Genomic DNA, 20,193 nt, shown 5'->3' on the forward strand with positions numbered 1-20,193 from the left:
AACACCCTTCACCCGCAAAGGAACCTGCTCTCATGCTGCGCATCGCTGTCCCCAACAAGGGTTCACTGTCCGAGCCTGCGTCGGCGATGCTCCATGAGGCCGGTTACCGCCAGCGCAAGGACCGCAGGGAACTGGTCCTGGTCGACGCCGAGAACGAGGTCGAGTTCTTCTTCCTGCGCCCGCGCGACATCGCGGTCTACGTGGGCTCCGGCAAGCTCGACATCGGCATCACCGGCCGTGACCTGCTGCTGGATTCCGGCTCCCCGGCCGAGGAGATCCTCCAGCTCGGCTTCGCCGGCTCGACCTTCCGCTACGCCACCCGCCCGGGCACGGCCAAGGACGTCAGCGAGTTCGGCGGCATGACGGTCGCCACCTCGTTCGCCGGTCTGGTCCGCCAGCACCTCGCCGACAACGACGTGGACGCCTCCGTCGTCCACCTCGACGGCGCCGTGGAGACCGCCATCCAGCTCGGCGTCGCCGAGATCATCGCGGATGTCGTGGAGACCGGCACCACCCTGCGCAACGCCGGACTGGAGATCATCGGCGAGCCGATCATGAAGTCCGAGGCCGTCGTGATCCGCGGCACCGGCGCGCCGGACGACGACCCGAAGGTCCGCCAGTTCCTGCGCCGTATGCAGGGCGTCCTGGTGGCCCGCCGCTACGTGATGATGGACTACGACATCCGGGTCGAGCACGTCGAGAAGGCCGTCGGCCTCACCCCGGGGCTGGAGTCGCCGACCGTCTCCCCGCTGCACCACGAGGGCTGGGTCGCGGTCCGCTCGATGGTCCCGTCCAAGGACGCCCAGCGCATCATGGACGAGCTCTACGACCTCGGCGCCCGCGCGATCCTGACCACCGGCATCCACGCCTGCCGACTCTGACCCGGCCCCGGCCACCCACCCGAACGCACCGCATCACCCACGACGGAAGACCGACGACGTGTCCGCGCCCCTGCCCAGCCTGCCGGTGACCTTCCGGCCGACCCGCACCCGGGTCGTCCTGTACTCCGTCGGCCTCGCCCAGCTCGCCGCCCTCACGGCGATCGCGCTGGCGCTGCCGAAGCTGAGCGGCGGCGAACGGCTGAGCTTCGTCGTCACCGGACTGCTGGTGCTGGCCGTCCTCCTGCTGCTGGCCCGCCCGAAGGTGGTCGCGCGGCAGGAGGGCGTCACGGTGGTCAACCTCACCACCAAGCGCGAACTGGCCTGGGCGCAGGTCGTGCGGGTCAACCTCCGGGCCGGCGACCCCTGGGTCCATCTCGACCTCGCCGACGGCACCAGCCTGCCCGCCATGGGCATCCAGCCCGGCATCGCCCGGGACCAGGCCATCCGGGACGCCCGGGCGCTGCGCGACCTCACCGAGAAGCATGGTGCTGTCGACCACACGGCCGGGTGAGCCTGCCCTAAGGCGGGCCCCGCTGTTTACTCTGTTCTCCGGGGCGCACCCTGCGCCCCGCCCCTCAGTGGGACCACTGCGACCCGAGGAGTGACTCCCTCCGGCAATGGACGGATCGTCCTGTAGTACCTGCGCCGCCCCTCCCCAACCCCCGCATACCACGGAGGCGGCGGCATGACCGGCCCCCTGCTGCTGCTCGCCGCGGCCCTCGTCCTGATCCTGGCCAACGGTTTCTTCGTCGCCGCCGAGTTCGGACTCATCACCGTCGAGAAGGCGGACGCCGAGCGCGCCGCGGCCGACGGCGACCGCCGCGCCCACACCGTCGTCTCCGCCCTCCGGGAACTCTCCTTCCAGCTGTCCGGCACCCAACTGGGCATCACGATCACCTCCTTGGTGGTCGGTATGCTCGCCGAGCCCGCGCTGGCCGAGCTGCTGTCCGGCCCGCTGCTGGCCACCGGCCTGCCCCAGGGCGCGGTCCCCGGTACGGCCGTGGTCAGCGGCATGCTGCTGGCCTCCGGTGTCCAGATGGTCGTCGGCGAGCTGGTCCCCAAGAACTGGGCGGTCTCCAAGCCGCTGCCCGTCGCCCGCGTCGTGGCCGGCCCGCAGCGGGCCTTCTCCCGCTTCTTCCGCCCGGTGATCACCCTGCTGAACACCGTCGCCAACCGCCTGGTGCGCGCCCTGGGCGTGGAGCCGACCGATGAGCTGGCCTCCGCCCGCACCCCCGGCGAACTGGTCTCGCTCGCCCGGCACTCCGCCCGCGCCGGCGCGATCGAGCAGGACACCGCGGACCTGTTCGTGCGCACCCTTTCGCTGGGCGACCTGACGGCGGAGAACGTGATGACGCCGCGCGTGCGGGTGAGCGCCCTCCAGTCCTCCGCCACCGCCGAGGACGTGGTGAACCTCACCCGCGCCACCGGCCTGTCCCGTTTTCCCGTCTACCGCACCCGCCTCGACGAGATCGTAGGGATGGTGCACCTCAAGGACGCGCTGGCGGTCCCGGAGCACGAGCGGCTGCGTATCCCGGCGGCACGGATCGCCGTACCGCCGCTGCTGGTGCCCGAGACGCTGCCGGTGCAGCCGCTGCTGGAGCGGCTGCGCAGCGAACAGCCGATCGCGGTCGTCGTCGACGAATACGGCGGCACGGCCGGTGTGGTCACCCTGGAGGACATCATCGAGGAGCTGGTCGGCGAGGTCCGCGACGAGCACGACGGCGTGGACCTGCCCGAACTGGGCCAGGCCCCGCCCGAGGAGGGCCGCCCCGCCTGGGACGCCGACGGCGGCTGCCGGGTGGACACCCTGCGGCGGATCGGCCTGGACGCCCCCGAAGGACCGTACGAGACGGTGGCAGGACTGGTGGCACACATACTCGGCCGGATCCCGGCCCCCGGCGACATCGCCGAACTCGACGGCTGGCGGCTGCGGGTGCGGCTGGTGTCGCACCACCGCGCCGAGCGGATAAGGATCGTCCGGACCGCGACCGTCACGGTGCCCGCCGTCCCCGGGGCGTCCCGTGAACCCGTCGTGGTCGGCGCGGAGGTGGCCCGGTGACGCTGGTCCAGCTCCTCTTCGCGGTGCTGCTCGTGCTCGCCAACGGCTTCTTCGTCGGCGCCGAGTTCGCCCTGGTCTCCGTACGCCGCAGCCAGATCGAACCGCTGGCGACCCAGGGCTCCGGCCGGGCCCGGCAGGTGCTGCACGGTCTGGAGAACCTCCCGCAGATGATGGCCGCCGCGCAGTTCGGCATCACCGTCTGCTCGCTGACGCTCGGTGCGGTCGCCGAACCGACCGTCGCCCATCTCCTGGAACCGCTCTTCGCGGCGGTGCACCTCCCCGCCGCCCTGGTCCACCCGCTCGGCTATGTCATCGCCCTGGCGCTGGTGGTCTTCCTGCACCTCGTCATCGGCGAGATGGTCCCCAAGAACCTGGCGATGGCGGCGCCGGAGAAGACCGCCCTGTGGTTCAGCCCCGGCCTGGTCGCCTTCGCGCGGCTGTGCCGCCCGGTCACCGCGCTGCTCGGGGCCTGTGCCCGCGGCGTGCTGCGGCTCTTCCGGGTGGAGCCGAAGGACGAGGTCGAGGCGGTCTTCACCAGCGAGCAGCTGACCCACCTCGTCGAGGACGCGGGGCAGGCGGGCCTGCTGGAGCCGGCCGAACAGGAACAGCTCTCGGACGTCCTGGAACTGGGCAGCCGCCCCGTCACGGACGTCCTCCTCGACCGGGCGGGGCTGGTCACCGTCGACCCGACCGTGACGCCCCGCCAGGTGGAGGAGCTGACCGTACGGACCGGCTACTCCCGCTTCCCGGTGTGCGCCCCCGGCGGTGCGTACATGGGCTATCTGCACGTCAAGGACGTCCTGGACCTGGAGGAACGGGACCGCGCGGTACCCCAGCGCATCTGGCACCCGATGACCACGCTGCGCGCCGAGCTGCCCCTGGACGACGCCCTGACGGCGATGCGCCGGGCCGCCTCCCACCTGGCAGCGGTCGCCGACGCGACCGGCCGGGTGCTCGGTCTGGTCGCCCTGGAGGACGTCCTGGAAATGCTGGTCGGCGAGGTCCGCGACCCGGCCCACCGGCGGGCCCCGGCGGCCCGCACCGGCCGGCGGGAGAGCGGCGAGCGGGTCGGCGAGCCCCGCGAGGAGGCTGCGCGGCCGGCGGAGAACCGGGCGCTGGCGGGCTGAACGTGCGGCGCCGGGCCGGGGCGCCGAGGGATGCAGTGCTGTCCGGAGGCGCTGACGGCGTGGCCGGCCCGGACCGCGACGGTCAGTACTCCGGCCGACCCAGCGGATCCGGCCCGCGCCCGGAGAGCACCTCGCCGTATGCCTGCATCAGATCGGGCAGCCGGAGGGTGGCGAGGTCGTCGCGGGTGGGGGTGCCGAGCCAGGTGGCGAGCCGCAGGTCGCGGTAGGCGCAGCTCTTCTCGTACAGGGTGCGCAGGAAGCGGCCGTTGCCCAGTTCGTCGATCCAGCCCTGCTCGACGACATGACCGCTGATGCTGCACAGTTCGTCGCGGGCCTCCTCGTCCCAGCGGTCGCCGTTCTCCGCGGCCAGCACCTCACCGATGGCGGTCAGTTCCAGCGGCCGGTAGCTGGGGAAGTCGACGCGGCTGGTGAAGCGGGAGGACAGGCCGGGGTTGGCGGCCAGCAGCCGGTCCATGCCCTCCGGGTAGCCCGCCAGGATGACCACGAGCCGGTCGCGGTTGTCCTCGGCGCGCTTGAGCAGCACCTGAAGTGCCTCGTCGCCGTAGGCGTCACCCTTGCTGTAGCCGGAGTTGGAGAGGCTGTACGCCTCGTCGACGAAGAGCACCCCGCCCAGTGCCGAGTCGATCAGCTCATTGGCCTTGACGGCGGTCTGGCCGAGGAACTCGCCGACCAGATCGGACCGCTGGGCCTCCACGAGATGGTCGCCGCCGAGCAGCCCCAGGGCGTAGAAGACCCGCCCCAATATGCGGGCCACGGTCGTCTTGCCGGTGCCGGAGGGCCCGGAGAAGACGAAGTGTCGTTTCGGCGGCTGCACCGGCAGCCCCTGACTCGCCCGCAGCCGGGCCATCCGCAGCTGGGCCGACAGCGCCCGCACCTGCCGCTTGACCGGCTCCATGCCGACCATCCGCTCCAGCTCGGCCAGCGCCTTCTCCAGCAGCACCGGATCGGCGGGCCCGGCGGGCAGCCGCTCGGCGCCGCGCGGCACCCGGGCCGTCGCCTTGACCCGGGCCGCCGCGTCGCCCCCGGCGGGCGCGCCACCCGGTTCGCCCTCCGGCCCGTCCGCCTCGCCGGTCACCAGCAGCTCACGGCCGTCGACCGGATCGAGCGGGGCCAGCGGATCGGGATCGCCGCCGGCCTCCTGGCCGAGGCCGGCGGCGGAGACCGTCGCGAGATCGGAGCCCTCGTCCAGGCCGTCGCCCTCGGCGATGGCGGCGAGCCGCGCCGCGGTGTCCATGAACGCCGGATCGACCCGGTGCACGGCGCGGTAGAGGGGGAGCGCCGCGGCGCTGCGGCCGGTGCCCTCATGGGCGCGGGCGAGCCAGTAGCGCAGCTCCTTGCGCTGCGGCTGCTCGCTGCGGCAGCGCATCAGCGCGGCGGACAGCAGTGGCTCGGCCTGCCCGTACATCTCCAGCCGCACCCGCGCCATCCCACCGAACAGCCCCGCCTCGATGCCCAGCACCGGATCGGCGAGCAGCGGCTCGGTCTGCCGTACGAGCTGGTCCCAGTCCTTGACGAGATAGGCGCGGCAGGCGTGCAGAAAGCGCACCTGGGGGTCGGTGTCGACCGGCGGGCAGCCGGCCAGCGCCTGGTCCAGTTCGGCGACATGGCGGCCGTCGAGCCAGTGCGAGGCGTGCGCGAGCAGCAGATCGCGGCCGGTCTCCAGCACCGGCTGGACCCACCAGCCCAGCCAGTACCAGGAGTTGAGGGTGCGTCGGTGGCGGGCGCGCATCTCGCCGAAGCGGTCGCGGTGCCGGTGCATCCGCAGCAGCGCGATGGAGGTGTCGGCGCGCAGTGCGTGCAGACCGAGCCAGGCGTCGGCCATCGTCGGATCGAGTCGTACCGCGGCCCGGAACTCCTCCTCGGCCTGCGGATACGCGCCCACGGTGTAGGCGTCGACCGCGCGCAGCCAGGCGAGCTCGGCCGGGGCGGACGAAGCCTGAGTGCCGAAATCCATCCCGTCCCCCCACAAAGCGTCCCCCGTGCGGCCGCCGGGCGTGTGCCCGGCGGCGGCTCCCTAACCGGCATACCGCGGGCGGGAGTTGACCGTCTCCGCGCGCACCTCGGTGCTGGCCTGCGGTGGCACGGACTCGCATGGTACCCGCGGGATCGGTGCAGGCCGTAGAGGGCGGTACGGGGCAACAGTGGGGGGCCGGGCCGGGCGCCGCGGCGCGAAGAATGCGGTGACCCAGGGTGAGGGGGAGCGGGCGCCCGGCGGCCGTGCGGGCCGGTTTCGGACAGAACGAAGCCCCCGATCACGGGGGAACAACCGGGGGCTTCGCATCTGTGGGCGGTCCGTTGAACCGCACATTGAGAACGTAAGTCCTGTACGCCCCCCAGGTCAAGCCGAGTTGAGGTACTCGGCGGGACCCTGTCGGCGTCGCCGGGCGCGTCGACCATGGTCCACTACGGAGCGTGAGAAGCGGGGCCGATCATGGTGTCGCGGAAGGCCCCACGGCTACCTCGTACCCCATCTGCCCCTGGTGGACCAGGAAATCGGCAAAGGGGCGCGAAGGATCCGCCGCGAAGTGCGCCTGCTCCGCCGAAATCCAGCCACGCCAGAACGCGGAGAGCCCCGGCCCGTCCCGGAGTTGACCCCTTTCCCAGGAGTCTTCGCGCGTAAGTTCCATCCACAGCAGGCACGCCAGAAACGGCCGCAGCGCCCGCCGGCCCGCGCCCACACCCTCGACGAGCACCAGCGGCGCGGGCGCCAGCGCACGCTCCTCGGTGAACTCCCCGCGCACCCAGTCGTAGACGCCGTAGCGCGCCGTCTCGCCCCGGGACAGCGGCGCCAGGATCTGGGCGTCGAACCGCTCACTCCAGGCGAAGAGTTCCTCATGGGTGGCGAGATCGTCGGTGTGCACCACGGGCACCCCGCCCAGCGCGCCGGCCAGCCGCTCGGCGAAGGTGCTCTTGCCCGAGCCGGCGTGCCCGTCCACCGCGATCAGCCGCACCGGACCGCAGGAGGGCGGCACGGTACGCAGCCGGGCGGCGAGCGAGGCCAGAGCAGGGTCCATTGCGCCAGCGTACGCCGCCGGCCCCACCCCTCCGACGCCAGTGGTCCACACCAATATTGGTGCCGCGACGCGCCCCGCACCGCCTTCCGCAGCAGGCCCGGAACCGGAATAGTTGAGCCACTGCTCAGCCGCCCGCCGCCCGCTGCTCGTCCGCCACCAGCCGCCCGTCCGCCGCCCGGCCCGACCTCTCCGTCCACTCGTCTGCATCCCACTGGGGGACCTCCACCATGACCAGCTCCGCACCCCGGCGCACCGTCCTGGCCGCCGCACTCGCCGCCGCGGCGGGTGCCGCCACCCCCTCGGCGCAGGCCGACGCCGCCCGTACGCCCGAAGCGTCCGCGGCCGCCGCCACCCCGGAAGCCGCCGCGCGCCGATCGAAGAGCCTCGTGGACTATCACGCCTGGACCACCACCGCCGACTGGCACAAGGGTCACGCCCAGGGCACCGCCCCCACCCACGGCGCCCGCCCAGGCATCCGCCTCGTCCGCCCGGCCGGCACCCTTGACTACAAGGATCCGCACACCGGCCGGACCACCGCCTGGGAGTACGCCGTCTGGACCTCCCCGGCGCACTCCCTCAAGGTTCCGGCCACCGAGGCCGTCGCCTCCTGGAACGCCCACACCCCGCCCGGCACCTGGATCGCCGTCGAACTGCGCGGCACCTACTCCGACGGCGCCCGCACCCCCTGGTACGTGATGGGCCGCTGGACCGCCGGCGACAGCGACGCCGACATCCGCCGCACCTCCGTCGACGACCAGAAGGACGGCAAGAGCAGCATCTCCACCGACACCTTCGCCATCGACACCCCCGCGAGCGGCCTCCGCCTGACCTCGTACCAGCTGCGCGTCACCCTCCACCGCAGGCCCGGCACCGCCCTCACCCCCACCGTCTGGCGGCTGGGCGCCATGGCCTCGGACCTCCCCGACCGCTTCGAGGTGCCGGCATCGCGGCCCGGCCTGGTAGGCCGCGAGCTGGTCGTCCCGCACTACTCCCAGGAGATCCACAAGGGCCAGTACCCGGAGTACGACAACGGGGGCGAAGCCTGGTGCAGTCCCACTTCCTCCCAGATGATCATCGAATCCTGGGGCCGGAAGCCCACCCGGGACCAGCTCTCCTGGGTCAACCCCGACTACGCCGACCCCCAGGTCTGCCACGCCGCCCGCTACACCTTCGACTACCAGTACGAAGGCTGCGGCAACTGGCCCTTCAACGCCGCCTACGCCGCCACCTACCGGGACCTCCAGGGCATCGTCACCCGCCTCGCCTCCCTCACGGACGTCGAACGCCTCATCCACGCGGGCATCCCGGTCATCACCTCCCAGTCCTTCCTCAAAACCGAACTCGACGGCGCCGGCTACGGCACCGCCGGCCACCTGATGACCGTCGTCGGCTTCACCAAGACCGGCGACATCATCGCCAACGACCCGGCCTCGCCCGACGACGCGGCGGTCCGGCACGTCTACAAGCGCCGGCAGTTCGAAAACATCTGGCTCCGCACCAAGCGGAAGAACGCCGACGGCAAGGTCGTCGGCGGTTCGGGAGGGGTCTGTTACCTCTACTTCCCGGCTGAACCGGCAGCAACTCAGCGGCGGGTGTTGGGGGAGCTGGGGATCCGCTGAGCATCTGTACCCCGAAGGCCGCCCCGCTGACCTGACGGCAGCGCTCACTGCCGTCGAGGGTGAGGCGGCCGTAGCGGTCCACCGTGATCTTGATCGAGCTGTGGCCCAGCCGGCGCGAGAACTCGTGGATGGGCACGGCGTTGCTGAGGGTCACGGTGGCCCGTTTGTGCGGGGGTCGTGCGGGTTGTGGTCGGGAAGGCTGAGGCGTTTGAGGGCGCGGTCCCAGGACTCACGGAAAAGGTCGGGGTAGATCATGCCTCCGGCCTGATTCCGAATGGGCAGCCGTTCGGCAGTCGGCTCCAGGGTGGCGGGCGCCGGTATGTCGCGCCATTCGCCCTCTTCGCGATGTTCCAAGGGGGCGAGCCATGAGCCACACAGCAGGTTCCAGACGTGGACCAGTCTCTTTGGCCAAGGCTGAAATCTCATCGAAGCTGGGAAGCGTCCTCTCATCGGCCGAAGTGACCTGGGAGATGGCCTTCTTCCTCAGCTGTGAGAGGACGCGAAGATGCATGACGCGCTCGTAGGGCTCCTCCGTGCCGACCGCCATGGGCTTCAGGGCGAGCCAGTCGGCCGCATAGCGCCGCACGGACAGCTTGCCGGCAGAAGGATCGACGTAGCTGTTCTCCCGCTTGTCGTTCTCCATCTTGGTGGCGCAATCCACCGCGTCCTTCTTGCGGTCGAACGATTTCTCACGCTGCCGGGCGCTACGCCCACCGGGCCCCTGGTCCGGTACGCGCCCTCGCTTGCCCGGCGAACCAACACCTTTGTCTACTACCGTTGCCAAATCCGTGCCAATCCGCCCAAGCGTCACCGACGGGTCTTCCCGCCAGGGTGTGTTGTTGTAGCTCGGAATTCCGGCGGCGCCAAATGAGGGCTCTGGTTGATGATTTGGCTATACGACAGCTCGGGAGAGAGCCCTTGAGTTGCTCCATTGACGATAGGGCGCCGAAGTGTGCCATCGAAGCGCTTTGCAGCGTCGGTGCGACCGCAAGGTTGGGCGGCAGTGGTGTGGCGGACGGGCATGGTGGCCTGGACGTCTCGTCCGGACAGGTAGGACGTTCAGTGCCTGTCCGAGGATCATCACGGCGGCGTAGTCGCGCGTGTTGCGGGTGGCACGGCCGGACCCCTGCAGAATGCGTGCCCGGACACGCTCCCCGGCGGGCAGGGCCGGGGAGCCGCCGGCGACCCTCGGTTTCCCATCCTTCCAACCGGCCGGTTTGGCATGCTTCCGGCCCCACTCCGGTCGGGGGCGGGGGGAATCGGCCAAAGCTCCTGGTGCTGCCAATGGTCCCGTCAACCCCTGTTACCCGTAGAAGTGGCCGTCCCGCTGACGGCCACTGCCCGTGGGCCACGGCACCGCGGGGGCCGTTCTTTACGACCGGTACTTCGTGGGTGTGAGGGAAGCAGAGAGCCAATGGCAGGTATGCGAGCGTAGGGGGAGCCTGTGGGACTGGCGGTGCGTCAGGTGGTCTGCGATGTAGTCGCCGAGACGGCGTCGGAGGAACTGCCGCTGATCGAAGGGATGCGGGACCTGGATGACGCGGCGGTGGACCGCGCTCTGCTGAGGCGTGGCCGCAGACGGGAGCCGTTGGGGTTCGGGCTGGAGTTGGTGGTCGCCCTGGTGACGCCCGTGCTCTGGGCCGTTCTGGCGGAGCTGGCGAAGCAGACGCTGAGCACGGTCGGCGAGGGGGCGGCTCCCCGGCTGCGGAACCGGGTGCGGAGACTGTTCCGGCGGTCCGGCGACCCCACCCCTCTGCAGTTGCCGACCTTGTCCCAGGAGCAGATCGTCCAGGTGCGGGATACGGTGCTGGAGCGCTGTACGGCGGCGGGGGTCGAAGACCCGCGGGCGCTCGCGGTCGCTGACGGCGTTGCGGCCCGCCTGGCGCTCGACGCGCTGCCGGGCGGCGGTCTCCGTCGGGATGCGGAGGCGGACGGCGCCCCTGACCGGCCGCAGCGGCGGCGGCAGGGCGAATGACCTCGCCGCTGAACACGGAGGCCGAGGCGGATCTTTCCCGGCTTGACCGCAGGGTGCTCGGCGCCGGTACGACGCTCCGCTTCATCCTGCTGGTCGTCCTGGTGACGGCGAGCTGTCTCCAGCTGACCTGGATCATGGCCAGGGGCTTACGTGCCACGCCTCGTGACCCGGGCAGCTGCCTCGCCGACCGCGGCGTCCGTGGCGAGGCGGCCTATCAAGCCTGTCTGAACTCGGTGACGTACCCCTCCTCTTGGGCCTGGAGCATCGGCGGCACATTGCTGGTCTTCGTGCTCGCGCTGATCGGCTACGTCTGGCTGCCGCGCTGGAAGGTACGCGGCGGCAGACTCGTGGCGGTCACGGATGCCGAACTTCTCAATGAACTGCGGCAGCTGACGCGTCAGGCCGGACTGGACAGGCCGCCGTCGTTTGTGATGGACCCGGTGGCGGCCACGCCCAGTGCGGTGGTCTTCGGGCGGTGGCGCAGCCACACGGTGAGCCTGCACGGCGGGCTCATCGCGCGACGCGCGGCGGACCCCGACGGTTTCCGTACCGTCGTCCTGCACGAGCTCGCGCACATCCGGAACCGGGACGTGGACATCGCCTATGCCACCGAGGCGCTGTGGCGGGCGTTCGCGCTCGTGGTCCTGCTCCCGTATGCCGTGATGAACATCTATCCGCCCATGGCGAGCCCGTCAGAGTTCCTCGAACAACTGCCGAGCGGGTGGTTGATCGGTCTGCGCGGCCTGGTGTACCCGCTGGTCCTGGCGGCTCTGGTGATGCTGGCACGCGCCGATGTGCTCCGGACCCGCGAGCTGTATGCGGACCTTGACGCGGTCCGGTGGGGCGGAAGCCCGCAGGCGCTCGCCGTGGGCGGGGCCGCTCCGATGACCGTGGGCTTCAGCTTCCGAAACGTAGGACGCCGCTTCGTCTCCCTGTGGCGCACTCACCCTGCGTGGACGGAGCGCCGGCAATCGCTGCTGGATCCGGCGGCGCTGTTCGGCATCCGGGCGACCACCATGGTGCTGGCGGCGGCGGCCGTCGTGGAATCGGGACAGGCCACGCTCCTGCTCCTCGACCGCGACCTCCCCCTCCCTCGTGACGCCGACACCGTGTCCGCTTGGCTGGAGGCGGCGCTGATCACCGGCATCGTCGGCACGGCACTGTGGAGGGCCGTGACCCACGCTCTGCTGGCCGGTCGGCCCACCCCCTCAGGACTCCGGGCGGGGGTGTGGCTGGGCCTCGGGCTGGCCGCGGGTGAACTGGTCTTCCGCTCCTCCAGCCGCGACTGGCCACCATCCCACCCTCATGTGCTGCTGCTTCTCATCGCGGGGTGCGCAGGGCTGACCTGGTGGGCGGCGCAGTGCGTCGAGGTGTGGATCAGGATGTGCCGCGGCCGGTCACTTCGGTGGGTGCAGCTCGGGGGTCTGACCGTCACGGTGGCCGTCTTCGGCTCCTGGTTCGTCTGGTGGAACACGCAAGGGCACCTCTACCTGGGGGATGCGCACATCTCCGGGCTGTTCGATCGCCTGCAGGACCACTTCCCGTACTCCGGCACCCCCGGCCAGTTGCGGTCCTTGCGTGAGTTCTCCCCGGTCTTCGGCCTCGTGCTGATGATGGAGCCGGCCTTCATGGTCGGTGGCGTGCTGTTGTGGCTCTATCCCCTCACCGCTTGGATGCGCCGTCCCGTCGCGGGCGTACCGGAGTGGGTGCGCCGAGCGCTGCCGGAGACGCACATGCCGCCCGCCGTGCCGACCGGACTGCCCCCGCTCGGCTGGGTGCTCAAGCGTGGTGCGGTCGGTGGCGCGCTGGCGGTCTGCGCCGTGGCGGCGATCCGGGCGTGGCTGCATCTGCGGCCCGTCGCCTGGGACGAGCGAGGAACAACAGCCTGGAACATGTTCGTCCTGCTCTGGATCGCGGTGGCGCTGTGTGCCGCCGCCGCGGCGACCGCCATCCTGGTCTGTGCGCAGGCGCCCGGGTGCCGGTTGCCGACGGCCCTTGTCGCGGCGGGCTGCGCGCTGCTGCTGGGGCTGGCCGGTGCCTTCGTCCTGGGGGCCACCGACGGATGCGCCCCACAGATGTCTGTGCAGTCGGCGTGCGGCTGGCAGCCGGCACAATACTGGCCGCTGCTGCGTTTCCTGGCGGCGTTCTCGATGTCCGTGGGCTTCTTCGTGGTGGCGATCGTCACCCCGATCGGGGTCGCGATCCGGGCCGTGCGCCACCGGCGTGGTCGCCGGAGCACGACCCGGCCCGGCGCGGTGCAGTGCACCGATGGGCCGGCCTCCCGGCCCTTGGGTACGGGTCCGGCCCTGGGCCTGGTGGCGGGCGGCGGAGCGCTGGGCATCCTGGCCGTGGTCGCCGCACGACTCTGGCTGCACACCCAGCGGCCGGCCGACAGGTACTCCTCGTCCCGGGTGTGGCTCCAGTGGTTCCAGAGCTCCCAGTCGTCGATCGCCCTCGCGCTGGTGCTCGCCGTTGCCCTTGCCACGGTCGCGGCGTCCCGCACGACAAGGCGCCGCGGGCTCTCCGGGCGGGCTCGTGCGCTGATCGTCACCGGTGTCGCGGGAGCGACGTCGGTCGCGGGGGCCGCCGCGACGTTCGTCCTCACAGGGGCGGACGGCTGCACACCACCCCTCGCTGTCCTGACGGACACCTGTGATTGGCGGCCCGCGAAGAGCTGGCAGGTCCTCCAATTCCTTTTCGCACCGAGCGCCGTTGCCCTGGGCACCTGTGCGGTGGGCGCGGGCGCCGTGCTCACCGCGGCCTGGAGATGGCGGCAGCGACGTGGTCCGGGGGTGCCACCTCCCGACCAGCCGGCTGCGGCGGGCCGGATCTGGTGGCATCGCGCCTACCTGGCTCTGGTCTGTGTCACCGTCCTTGCGCTGTTCTCCGGCTGGTGGCAGGAGATGGCGCGGAGGAACGAGGAGTTTACGGCCGCCTTCCCGCGTTCACAGGAGCGCGATCCCGGACCGTCGCCCGGGGAGCCTGGTTCCGGCACGACCGTCCGGCAGCGCATGATCGTGTGGCAGATGAACGGGGGCCGGGCCATGCAGCAGGACTTCGCAGCGAATGTACGCGCCATGGGCACCGCGCTGACAAACAGCAGCCGGAACCCGGATGCGCTCCTTCTCGTGTGCGACCGCTGGGTGGTGAGCGGCCGCCGGGCCCTGGCGGTCACTCCGATTCCGGAGCAGTCCGCCCAGAAGCACTGGTTCCGGGCCGCCGCGCTCGCCGTGAAGGGCGGAGCGCAGTGCCACCAGGCGGTGGAGAAAGACGACGTCTCCCTCCTCGGGCGCAGTGTGCGCACGCTGATCTCGGCCCGGAACGAGTTGGACGAAGTCCGCCTGAGATTCCGGCGCTTCGGGGTACCGGTCGATCGCTACGGTCAGTCTGAGCCTGCGCGGTGACGATGTGGGCTGGGTGACAGAGGCCGGGGCCCACGCCAGCAAGGGAAAGCGCTCTATGAACTCGACTGCTATGTGCGTACGACATGATGGCAAGTCGCGCGCCGGGACCCCGAAAGATCGAGGCACCACCGTCCGCCTTGCGTATAGCCTTCAAGAAGCGCGTACTGCGCGCTTCATGGACTTCTTACTGAGGGGACTCAGAGCAGCGTTGGAACGTGATCTGCCTTCTCTTGTGCAATGACCCACTCATTGAGCGCCGAAATCCTGTACATGACGCGGCCTCCCATGCGGAAGCTCGGTGGTGAGGTACCACTGTTTACCTCGCGCGTAGCAGTTCACGGTGCAGGACCATCCATCCGTTGACCTGCGGTTTTGCTAGCACCTGTACGTTGGCATGGTCTTCGTGCAGGTCTCCAGTCGCGGGCGTCTGCCGTAGGCGAACTGATCCCGGCGCGGAGCGGCGGTCCTCGCCGTTTGGGCGGTGCTGTCGCCGCGCGCATTCACCCACCCCACTGCTGCGCCCAATTCCCCCGCCGACCCCGTCGGCGCCCCGCCAGCCACCGGAGGGCTTCGCCGGCCAAATCTGCCTCTGCGGTCGGGTCTCGCTCATATTGATGGCCACGTGCCTGAGGTGCCGACCGGTTTGCCCGACGCCTTACTTCTGCAGGTATTCACGACAGCAGATGAAGGAGGTTCATGGGTGGGTAGGGTGATCGTATGGACAGTGTCGTGCCCTCGCGGCCCGGCACCGGGCCGGGGGGTGGGGGGACGGCGAGTTGCGAGTTTCTGCAGGTCAGGCAATGAAGCGCGCCGAATCGGTCGGCGGCCGCCTCATTGATTTGACGCGACGCGAGCCGCGCGGCCGTGATCAGGTGTGCCCATGGGACCTAGTGAGGACCATCGGCCAGGAACCTATAGACCGAGCAGCGGCGGTCTGGGATATCGCGGATGAGATCATGGTCGCCCGGGCCGATTTGGACACTCTCGCCTTTGAGCTGTGGCGTGAGGCTGCCATAACAGGCACGAAGCTTGTCGACAAGGACCGAGAGCACGTGCTGAACGTCGCGGCTCCGGTATTCGAAGCCAACGACACCACTGGCGTCACCGGTTACATAGGTGAGTGGCTCTGGTACCTCCTGACACGGGACCTCACCCTCGACCCCGGACGACGCGTGGAGATCCTTGATCCGCCTTCTTCGACGGTGACTGACAGCGGCCCGGACGGGCTGATCATCCACCGCGTTGAGGATGGTGCGGTGGGATTCGTGTTCAGGCTGTGGGAGATGAAGAAGTTCACCGGTACCGCCGCCAAGCCGAGCGACACCATCCGCGGCGCCTGGCAACAGCTGAACAACAACGGAGCGAAATACCTGGGCCAGATGTCTTGGGGCGGGCGGTATCTTGCTCCGGACACCCAGGCGTTCGTCAGCTCGCTGACGCGGCAGTGGGTGGACGCGCAAGAATCGGGCAGCGGCGTGTCAGCCTGGCGCTGAATGCCACGGACGTGCCCGAGACGGCATTCGAGCGGTCCCACATGCATTTCACCACCCACACCCATGATGGGGCCCTGCAAGGCTTGGTAGTAGCGGTCGACGATCTCGAGAACTTTGCCAAGGACGTGAGGGAGTACGTGTGGAGCGCACTCTAGGTCTAAAACTGACTGAGGTTGTTGACAGATGGGTCTCTGATTCCTAGGAGACCTGCATGACCGAACGGGAACTACAACGACGTGCTCGGCATCGGCTGGCGGTGCTGCGGCACGTTGAGGAAGTCAGCGGCAGTGTTGCGGCGACCTGCCGCTACTACGGGATCAGCCGTCAGTGCTACTACCGGTGGCAGCGGCGCTACGAGGCCGAGGGCCTGGAAAGACTGAAGGACCGCTCCAGCGCCCCGCACCACATGCCCAGCGCCACGGCGGCCGACGTCGTGGAGAAGATCTTGTGGCTGCGTCGTCAGTACCACTTCGGCCCAGCCAAGATCGCCATGTACCTGCAGCGCTACCACGACGTGGCCATCAGCACATCCGGGGTCTGGCGGATCCTGAAGAAGGTCGGGCTGAACCGGCTGCCGGCCTCGCAGCGCTACAAGCGCCACACCACCCGCTGGAAGCGCTACGAGAAGCAGCGCCCCGGCCACCAGCTGGTCGACGTCAAGTTCATCGAGCCGCTCGGCCAGAGCGGCCGCAAGAAGCGCTACTACCAGTACACCGCGATCGACGACTGCACCCGGCTGCGCATTCTGCGCGCCTACCCCCGCAACGACCAGAAGACCGCCATCCAGTTCATCGACTACGTGCTGGCCAAGCTCCCCTTCGCCGTCGAGCAGGTCCAGACCGACAACGGCCAGGGATTCGGCCAGTCCTTCCACTGGCACCTGCTCGACAAAGGCATCGGCCACGTCCGCATCAAGCCGCGTACCCCACGGCTGAACGGCAAGGTCGAACGATCCCACCGCATCGACTCCGAGGAGTTCTATCGCCTGCTGGAGGGCCAGATCATCGACGACGTCAACCTCTTCAACATCAAGCTGCAGGAGTGGGAGGACTACTACAACTACCATCGCCCCCACGGAGCCCTCACTGGCCAGACTCCCTACGAACGCCTACGCCAGAAAGCCCAAGACCCACTGTCATAGGCGTCCGTCAGTCGCACATCTAGACGGTCTCGCGGGTGCAGGCGCTCGGCACGGCAATCAACTCATGCGCAGCTTGTGCGGAGTTCAAAGGGCAGGCCGCACCCTCACCTTTGGCATCGTCGCTTCTCTGAACCTGTTCACGCGGCTGCTGGCCTCGGTCGCGGGCGGTCAGCGGTCTGGGTGCCCCGGTCAGCGCCGCTGGGCCTCTGGGGTGTTGTTCGTCGGGTTCTCGTCCGTGGCGGCGGCGAACTGGGCGCTGGTCGGCGCTGGATGGGGCAGTGGGCGTGCCGCTTGAGGGCGCAGTCCGTCGAAGAGCTATACCTCCGTTTCTCCGAGCCGGCGGATGAGGTGGTCGGCGAATTCCTGTACCACCGCGGTGAGTTGGCGGCCGACCATGGCCTGGATCTGGATGGTGCGGAGGTGCATTTCCGGGTTGAGGATGGTGATGGCCTTCAGACCCTCGATGCGCAGGCGTTCATGGATGCTGATGTGGCCGATCAGGGACACGGCGTTGGCCTCTCTCACGAAGGCCGACAGGGCGCTGGAGCTGGAACTGACCAGCAGGGGTTCGAAGCTGATTCCCTCGATCGCGCAGCAGAGGTCGAAAAGACGCCGGTTCGTGGCGCCTTCCTCCGTGAGTGCGACCGGATAGGGGAGGAGGTCGTGCAGATGGATTTCGTTGCGGTCGGCGAGGGGGTGGTCGGAGCGGACCAGGGCCTGGATCGGGGCGCGCTGGGCGTGTATCACGCGGACCTCGGGAATGGGTGCGAGGCTGAACGTCATGGCGAGGTCGGCCGTGCCGTCCTGGACCATTTGGGTGGCCTGCGAGGGGGCCACCACGGGAAGCTGGAAGGTGGTGCCCGGGTGGTCCTTGCGGAAGGAGGCCATGGCGTGCGGGAGGAATTCCTGCGCGATGCCCTGTGAACTGGCCACCCGGACAATGGTCCCCAGCCGGCCGCGGCCGCGGATGTCCGCGAGCACCTGATCGGTTTCCAGCGCGGCGCGGCGCGCATAAGCGGCCAAGAGGGCGCCGGCCGCACTCGGCACCATTCCGCGCGGACGGCGCTCGAAGAGCGGTACCCCGATCTCCTGCTCCAGTTTTCCGATCTGCCGGCTGATGGCCGAGCCGGCGACCAGAAGTCGCCTGGATGCCTCATTGACCGAGCCGGTGCGGACCACTTCAAGGAAGTACTCAAGAGCCGGACTGTTCAGCATGCCGTCAAGCATAGAAGGGCATTGCCTTTTGGGCAACGAATTGTTCGATAAATTGCGATTGTGCGAATGCTGGTGCTGTGTCTACCTTCGTTCTATGCCCTGCGGGCTCACCCGGCCGGGCGGCCCGTAAGACGAAAAGCGTCTCTCGTACGTCTCTCGTACGGCTAACTCGTCGATCAGCCGGCGGTCGGCCCAAGGTTCCCTTGATCGCTCGGGTGTGCACCCTCCCGCAGGCGGCCGCGGCAGGGGAAAGCGATGAATGCGACAGCTCCCACCGAATACTCCGGCTCGTATGCGATGCCGGGTGGGGACCCCGAATTCCACATTCCGCTGCCGCATATACCGGAGGCCGTCGGCCTGGTGCGTCGACGGGCGCTGACCGTGCTGACCGGCTGGAATCTGCCTCCCGCCACCATTGAGGACGCGGTCCTGGTGATCTCGGAACTGGTCACCAACGCGGTCACCCATGCTCTCCCGCCGGCCGTGCTCCAGCTTTCGCGGACGGTGGCCGAGGGGTCCCGTGCGCTGCGTATCGAGGTCACCGACGCGGGTCCCGCCGGGTCCGTGCCCCGGCCTGCCGACGGCCGAACCCCGGCGGAACACGGTCGGGGGAACGGCATCGTCTCCGCCCTGGCCGCCCGGCACGGCACTCGTGTCGTCCCCGGCGGGATCACGCGATGGGCGGACCTTCCCGCGGTGTGAGGGAATTCCGCTGTGCGTTGCCTTTTTGGCAATCAGGTGTTCTAGAAGTTGCGATTGTGCGAACGATCGGGTGGCTCTAGCGTCATCGCTCAACGAGTTGCCGGATCCGTTTTTCCGCTTCGGACTCGCCCATCGGCGATGCCGCCCTTCGCGGCGGTTCGCCTGCTCGATTCGAGGGAGTGACACTCGTGACGACCCTGAGAGAGACAGATCAGATGGATGCCGAGAAGCCTGTCAGTAAGAGCCGAGCACGGCGTGCCGTGCTCGCGGCCACAGCCGGGAACATGCTGGAGTGGTACGACCTGACCTCGTATGGATTCTTCGCGGCCTCGATCTCCAAGGCATTCTTCCCGGCCGGCGATCCGACGGTGTCCCTGATGCTCGCCTTCGGCGCGTTCGGGGTCTCGTATCTGGTCCGGCCTCTGGGCGCGCTGGTACTGGGAACGTATGCGGACCGCGCCGGGCGCAAGGCCGCGCTGCTGCTCACCATCCAGCTCATGCTGATCGGCACATTGCTGATCGCCGTGATGCCCACCTATGAGTCCATCGGAATGGCCGCACCGGTAATGATTCTGGTGGCCCGTCTGCTGCAAGGATTCTCAGCGGGTGGGGAGTTCGGCAGCGCGACCGCATTCCTGGCCGAACAAGCCCCCGGCCGACGGGGATTCATGGCGAGTTGGCAGTTCGCCTCGCAGGGCGCGGCGACACTGCTGGCCGCGACCTTCGGCACCGTACTTAGTCTGAGCCTTTCCGGAGCGCAGTTGGATTCCTGGGGCTGGCGCATTCCGTTCATCGTCGGCCTGTTGATCGGCCCGGTGGGATACCTGATCCGCCGTCATGTCCCGGAGACCGCGGAATTCACCGACGTCGCGTCGGCGGGAGAGGTAGCGGTGACCCCGATCCGCCAGGTGCTCCGGAACCAGAAACTGCCGGTGCTCCTCATGGTCGGCGCACTGGCGATGTCCACCGCGGTGACCTACGTGATCGTCTATATGCCGACCTACGCACACGAGGTCCTCGGGCTGCCGTCCTCCGCCGGCTTCATCGGCGCGGCGGTGTCCGGCGTGGCACTGACGACCCTCACTCCTCTGGTTGGCCATCTCTCGGACCGGATCGACCGGGTCAAGGTCATGCTCATCGCCGGGGCCGCCATGATCCTCAGCATCTACCCACTGTTCCTGCTGCTGTCGGGCAGTCCGTCGCTGCTGGTCATGGGCGTGGTGATGTTCATCCTGGGTGTCTTGAAGGCAGGCTACTTCGGTGCGCTGCCCGCCTTGATGTCCGAGGTCTTCCCGACCGCGACCCGCGGCACCGGCCTGTCCCTCAGTTACAACATCGGCGTCATGACCTTCGGCGGCTTCGCACCCGTGGTCATCACCTGGCTGATCGCTGCCACCGGCAGTCACCTCTCGCCCAGCTTCTACATCATGGCGATCGGCGCCCTGAGCATCGCCTCCCTGCTGGCCGCCCGCCGCTTCCTCACCGTGCGCTGACCCACCCGGACGGCCACCGCGCCGCCCTATGTATCCCCGCCTGGACACA

General features: G+C 69.4%; 14 protein-coding genes. 11 read left to right on the forward strand and 3 right to left on the reverse strand.

The window, feature by feature from the left end:
* Nucleotides 1-32 precede the first annotated feature (32 nt).
* From hisG to ACFWJW_RS20250, 4 genes are all read left to right on the forward strand, one after another.
* The gene (gene hisG, locus ACFWJW_RS20235; RefSeq protein ID WP_387242915.1) at nucleotides 33-881 is read left to right on the forward strand and encodes an ATP phosphoribosyltransferase; all 849 of its coding nucleotides are present in this window, start codon (nucleotides 33-35) and stop codon (nucleotides 879-881) included.
* A 58-nt stretch (nucleotides 882-939) separates the two neighbouring features.
* Nucleotides 940-1,392 (forward strand): PH domain-containing protein, encoded by a 453-nt coding sequence (locus tag ACFWJW_RS20240; RefSeq protein WP_387242918.1) that lies wholly within the window; start codon nucleotides 940-942, stop codon nucleotides 1,390-1,392.
* A gap of 174 nt (nucleotides 1,393-1,566) precedes the next feature.
* Nucleotides 1,567-2,940, forward strand: a complete 1,374-nt coding sequence (locus tag ACFWJW_RS20245) for a hemolysin family protein (RefSeq protein WP_387242921.1) — start codon at nucleotides 1,567-1,569, stop codon at nucleotides 2,938-2,940.
* Nucleotides 2,937-4,067 (forward strand): hemolysin family protein, encoded by a 1,131-nt coding sequence (locus ACFWJW_RS20250; protein ID WP_387242924.1) that lies wholly within the window; start codon nucleotides 2,937-2,939, stop codon nucleotides 4,065-4,067. Before ACFWJW_RS20245 ends, ACFWJW_RS20250 begins: the two co-directional genes overlap by 4 nt.
* A gap of 82 nt (nucleotides 4,068-4,149) precedes the next feature.
* Here the strand turns inward: ACFWJW_RS20250 and ACFWJW_RS20255 are convergent, their stop codons facing one another.
* Together ACFWJW_RS20255 and ACFWJW_RS20260 are read right to left on the reverse strand one after the other, a co-directional pair.
* Complete coding sequence (locus tag ACFWJW_RS20255) at nucleotides 4,150-6,042, reverse strand: AAA family ATPase (RefSeq protein WP_387242927.1); 1,893 nt, start codon at nucleotides 6,040-6,042, stop codon at nucleotides 4,150-4,152.
* A 475-nt stretch (nucleotides 6,043-6,517) separates the two neighbouring features.
* Nucleotides 6,518-7,102: a uridine kinase gene (locus ACFWJW_RS20260; RefSeq protein ID WP_387242930.1), complete on the reverse strand. Its 585-nt coding sequence runs from the start codon at nucleotides 7,100-7,102 to the stop codon at nucleotides 6,518-6,520.
* 227 nt (nucleotides 7,103-7,329) lie between these two features.
* Between ACFWJW_RS20260 and ACFWJW_RS20265 the strand changes: the two genes are divergently transcribed.
* From ACFWJW_RS20265 to ACFWJW_RS20285, 5 genes are all read left to right on the forward strand, one after another.
* Nucleotides 7,330-8,721, forward strand: a complete 1,392-nt coding sequence (locus ACFWJW_RS20265) for a peptidase C39 family protein (RefSeq protein ID WP_387242933.1) — start codon at nucleotides 7,330-7,332, stop codon at nucleotides 8,719-8,721.
* Between the two features lie 1,444 nt (nucleotides 8,722-10,165).
* Nucleotides 10,166-10,696 (forward strand): hypothetical protein, encoded by a 531-nt coding sequence (locus ACFWJW_RS20270; protein ID WP_387242936.1) that lies wholly within the window; start codon nucleotides 10,166-10,168, stop codon nucleotides 10,694-10,696.
* Complete coding sequence (locus ACFWJW_RS20275) at nucleotides 10,693-14,100, forward strand: M48 family metallopeptidase (protein ID WP_387242939.1); 3,408 nt, start codon at nucleotides 10,693-10,695, stop codon at nucleotides 14,098-14,100. The genes ACFWJW_RS20270 and ACFWJW_RS20275 overlap by 4 nt, the downstream gene beginning before the upstream one ends.
* 800 nt (nucleotides 14,101-14,900) lie before the next feature.
* The gene (locus ACFWJW_RS20280; RefSeq protein ID WP_387242942.1) at nucleotides 14,901-15,593 is read left to right on the forward strand and encodes a hypothetical protein; all 693 of its coding nucleotides are present in this window, start codon (nucleotides 14,901-14,903) and stop codon (nucleotides 15,591-15,593) included.
* Between the two features lie 211 nt (nucleotides 15,594-15,804).
* Complete coding sequence (locus tag ACFWJW_RS20285; RefSeq protein ID WP_387242945.1) at nucleotides 15,805-16,734, forward strand: IS481 family transposase; 930 nt, start codon at nucleotides 15,805-15,807, stop codon at nucleotides 16,732-16,734.
* 315 nt (nucleotides 16,735-17,049) lie between these two features.
* On the opposite strand, the gene ACFWJW_RS20290 is transcribed toward ACFWJW_RS20285, so the two are convergent.
* A complete protein-coding gene (locus tag ACFWJW_RS20290; protein ID WP_387242947.1) occupies nucleotides 17,050-17,949 on the reverse strand; it encodes a LysR family transcriptional regulator in 900 nt (299 codons plus the stop codon).
* Nucleotides 17,950-18,204: 255 nt separating this feature from the next.
* Between ACFWJW_RS20290 and ACFWJW_RS20295 the strand changes: the two genes are divergently transcribed.
* Nucleotides 18,205-18,651, forward strand: a complete 447-nt coding sequence (locus ACFWJW_RS20295; RefSeq protein WP_387242950.1) for an ATP-binding protein — start codon at nucleotides 18,205-18,207, stop codon at nucleotides 18,649-18,651.
* A gap of 215 nt (nucleotides 18,652-18,866) precedes the next feature.
* Entirely contained in the window at nucleotides 18,867-20,144 is a 1,278-nt protein-coding gene (locus tag ACFWJW_RS20300; protein WP_387242989.1) for an MFS transporter, read from the forward strand.
* Nucleotides 20,145-20,193 lie beyond the last annotated feature (49 nt).

It is taken from the genome of Streptomyces sp. NPDC127097 (assembly GCF_042724075.1).
GTDB lineage: Bacteria > Actinomycetota > Actinomycetes > Streptomycetales > Streptomycetaceae > Streptomyces.

Coding starts and splice junctions, on each gene's coding strand:
- ACFWJW_RS20280 (WP_387242942.1), top strand. CDS start 14,901: ATGAAGCGCGCCGAATCGGTCGGCGGCCGCCTCATTGATTTGACGCGA.
- ACFWJW_RS20255 (WP_387242927.1), bottom strand. CDS start 6,042: ATGGATTTCGGCACTCAGGCTTCGTCCGCCCCGGCCGAGCTCGCCTGG.
- ACFWJW_RS20290 (WP_387242947.1), bottom strand. CDS start 17,949: ATGCTGAACAGTCCGGCTCTTGAGTACTTCCTTGAAGTGGTCCGCACC.
- hisG (WP_387242915.1), top strand. CDS start 33: ATGCTGCGCATCGCTGTCCCCAACAAGGGTTCACTGTCCGAGCCTGCG.
- ACFWJW_RS20265 (WP_387242933.1), top strand. CDS start 7,330: ATGACCAGCTCCGCACCCCGGCGCACCGTCCTGGCCGCCGCACTCGCC.
- ACFWJW_RS20295 (WP_387242950.1), top strand. CDS start 18,205: ATGAATGCGACAGCTCCCACCGAATACTCCGGCTCGTATGCGATGCCG.
- ACFWJW_RS20260 (WP_387242930.1), bottom strand. CDS start 7,102: ATGGACCCTGCTCTGGCCTCGCTCGCCGCCCGGCTGCGTACCGTGCCG.
- ACFWJW_RS20275 (WP_387242939.1), top strand. CDS start 10,693: ATGACCTCGCCGCTGAACACGGAGGCCGAGGCGGATCTTTCCCGGCTT.
- ACFWJW_RS20285 (WP_387242945.1), top strand. CDS start 15,805: ATGACCGAACGGGAACTACAACGACGTGCTCGGCATCGGCTGGCGGTG.
- ACFWJW_RS20245 (WP_387242921.1), top strand. CDS start 1,567: ATGACCGGCCCCCTGCTGCTGCTCGCCGCGGCCCTCGTCCTGATCCTG.
- ACFWJW_RS20300 (WP_387242989.1), top strand. CDS start 18,867: ATGGATGCCGAGAAGCCTGTCAGTAAGAGCCGAGCACGGCGTGCCGTG.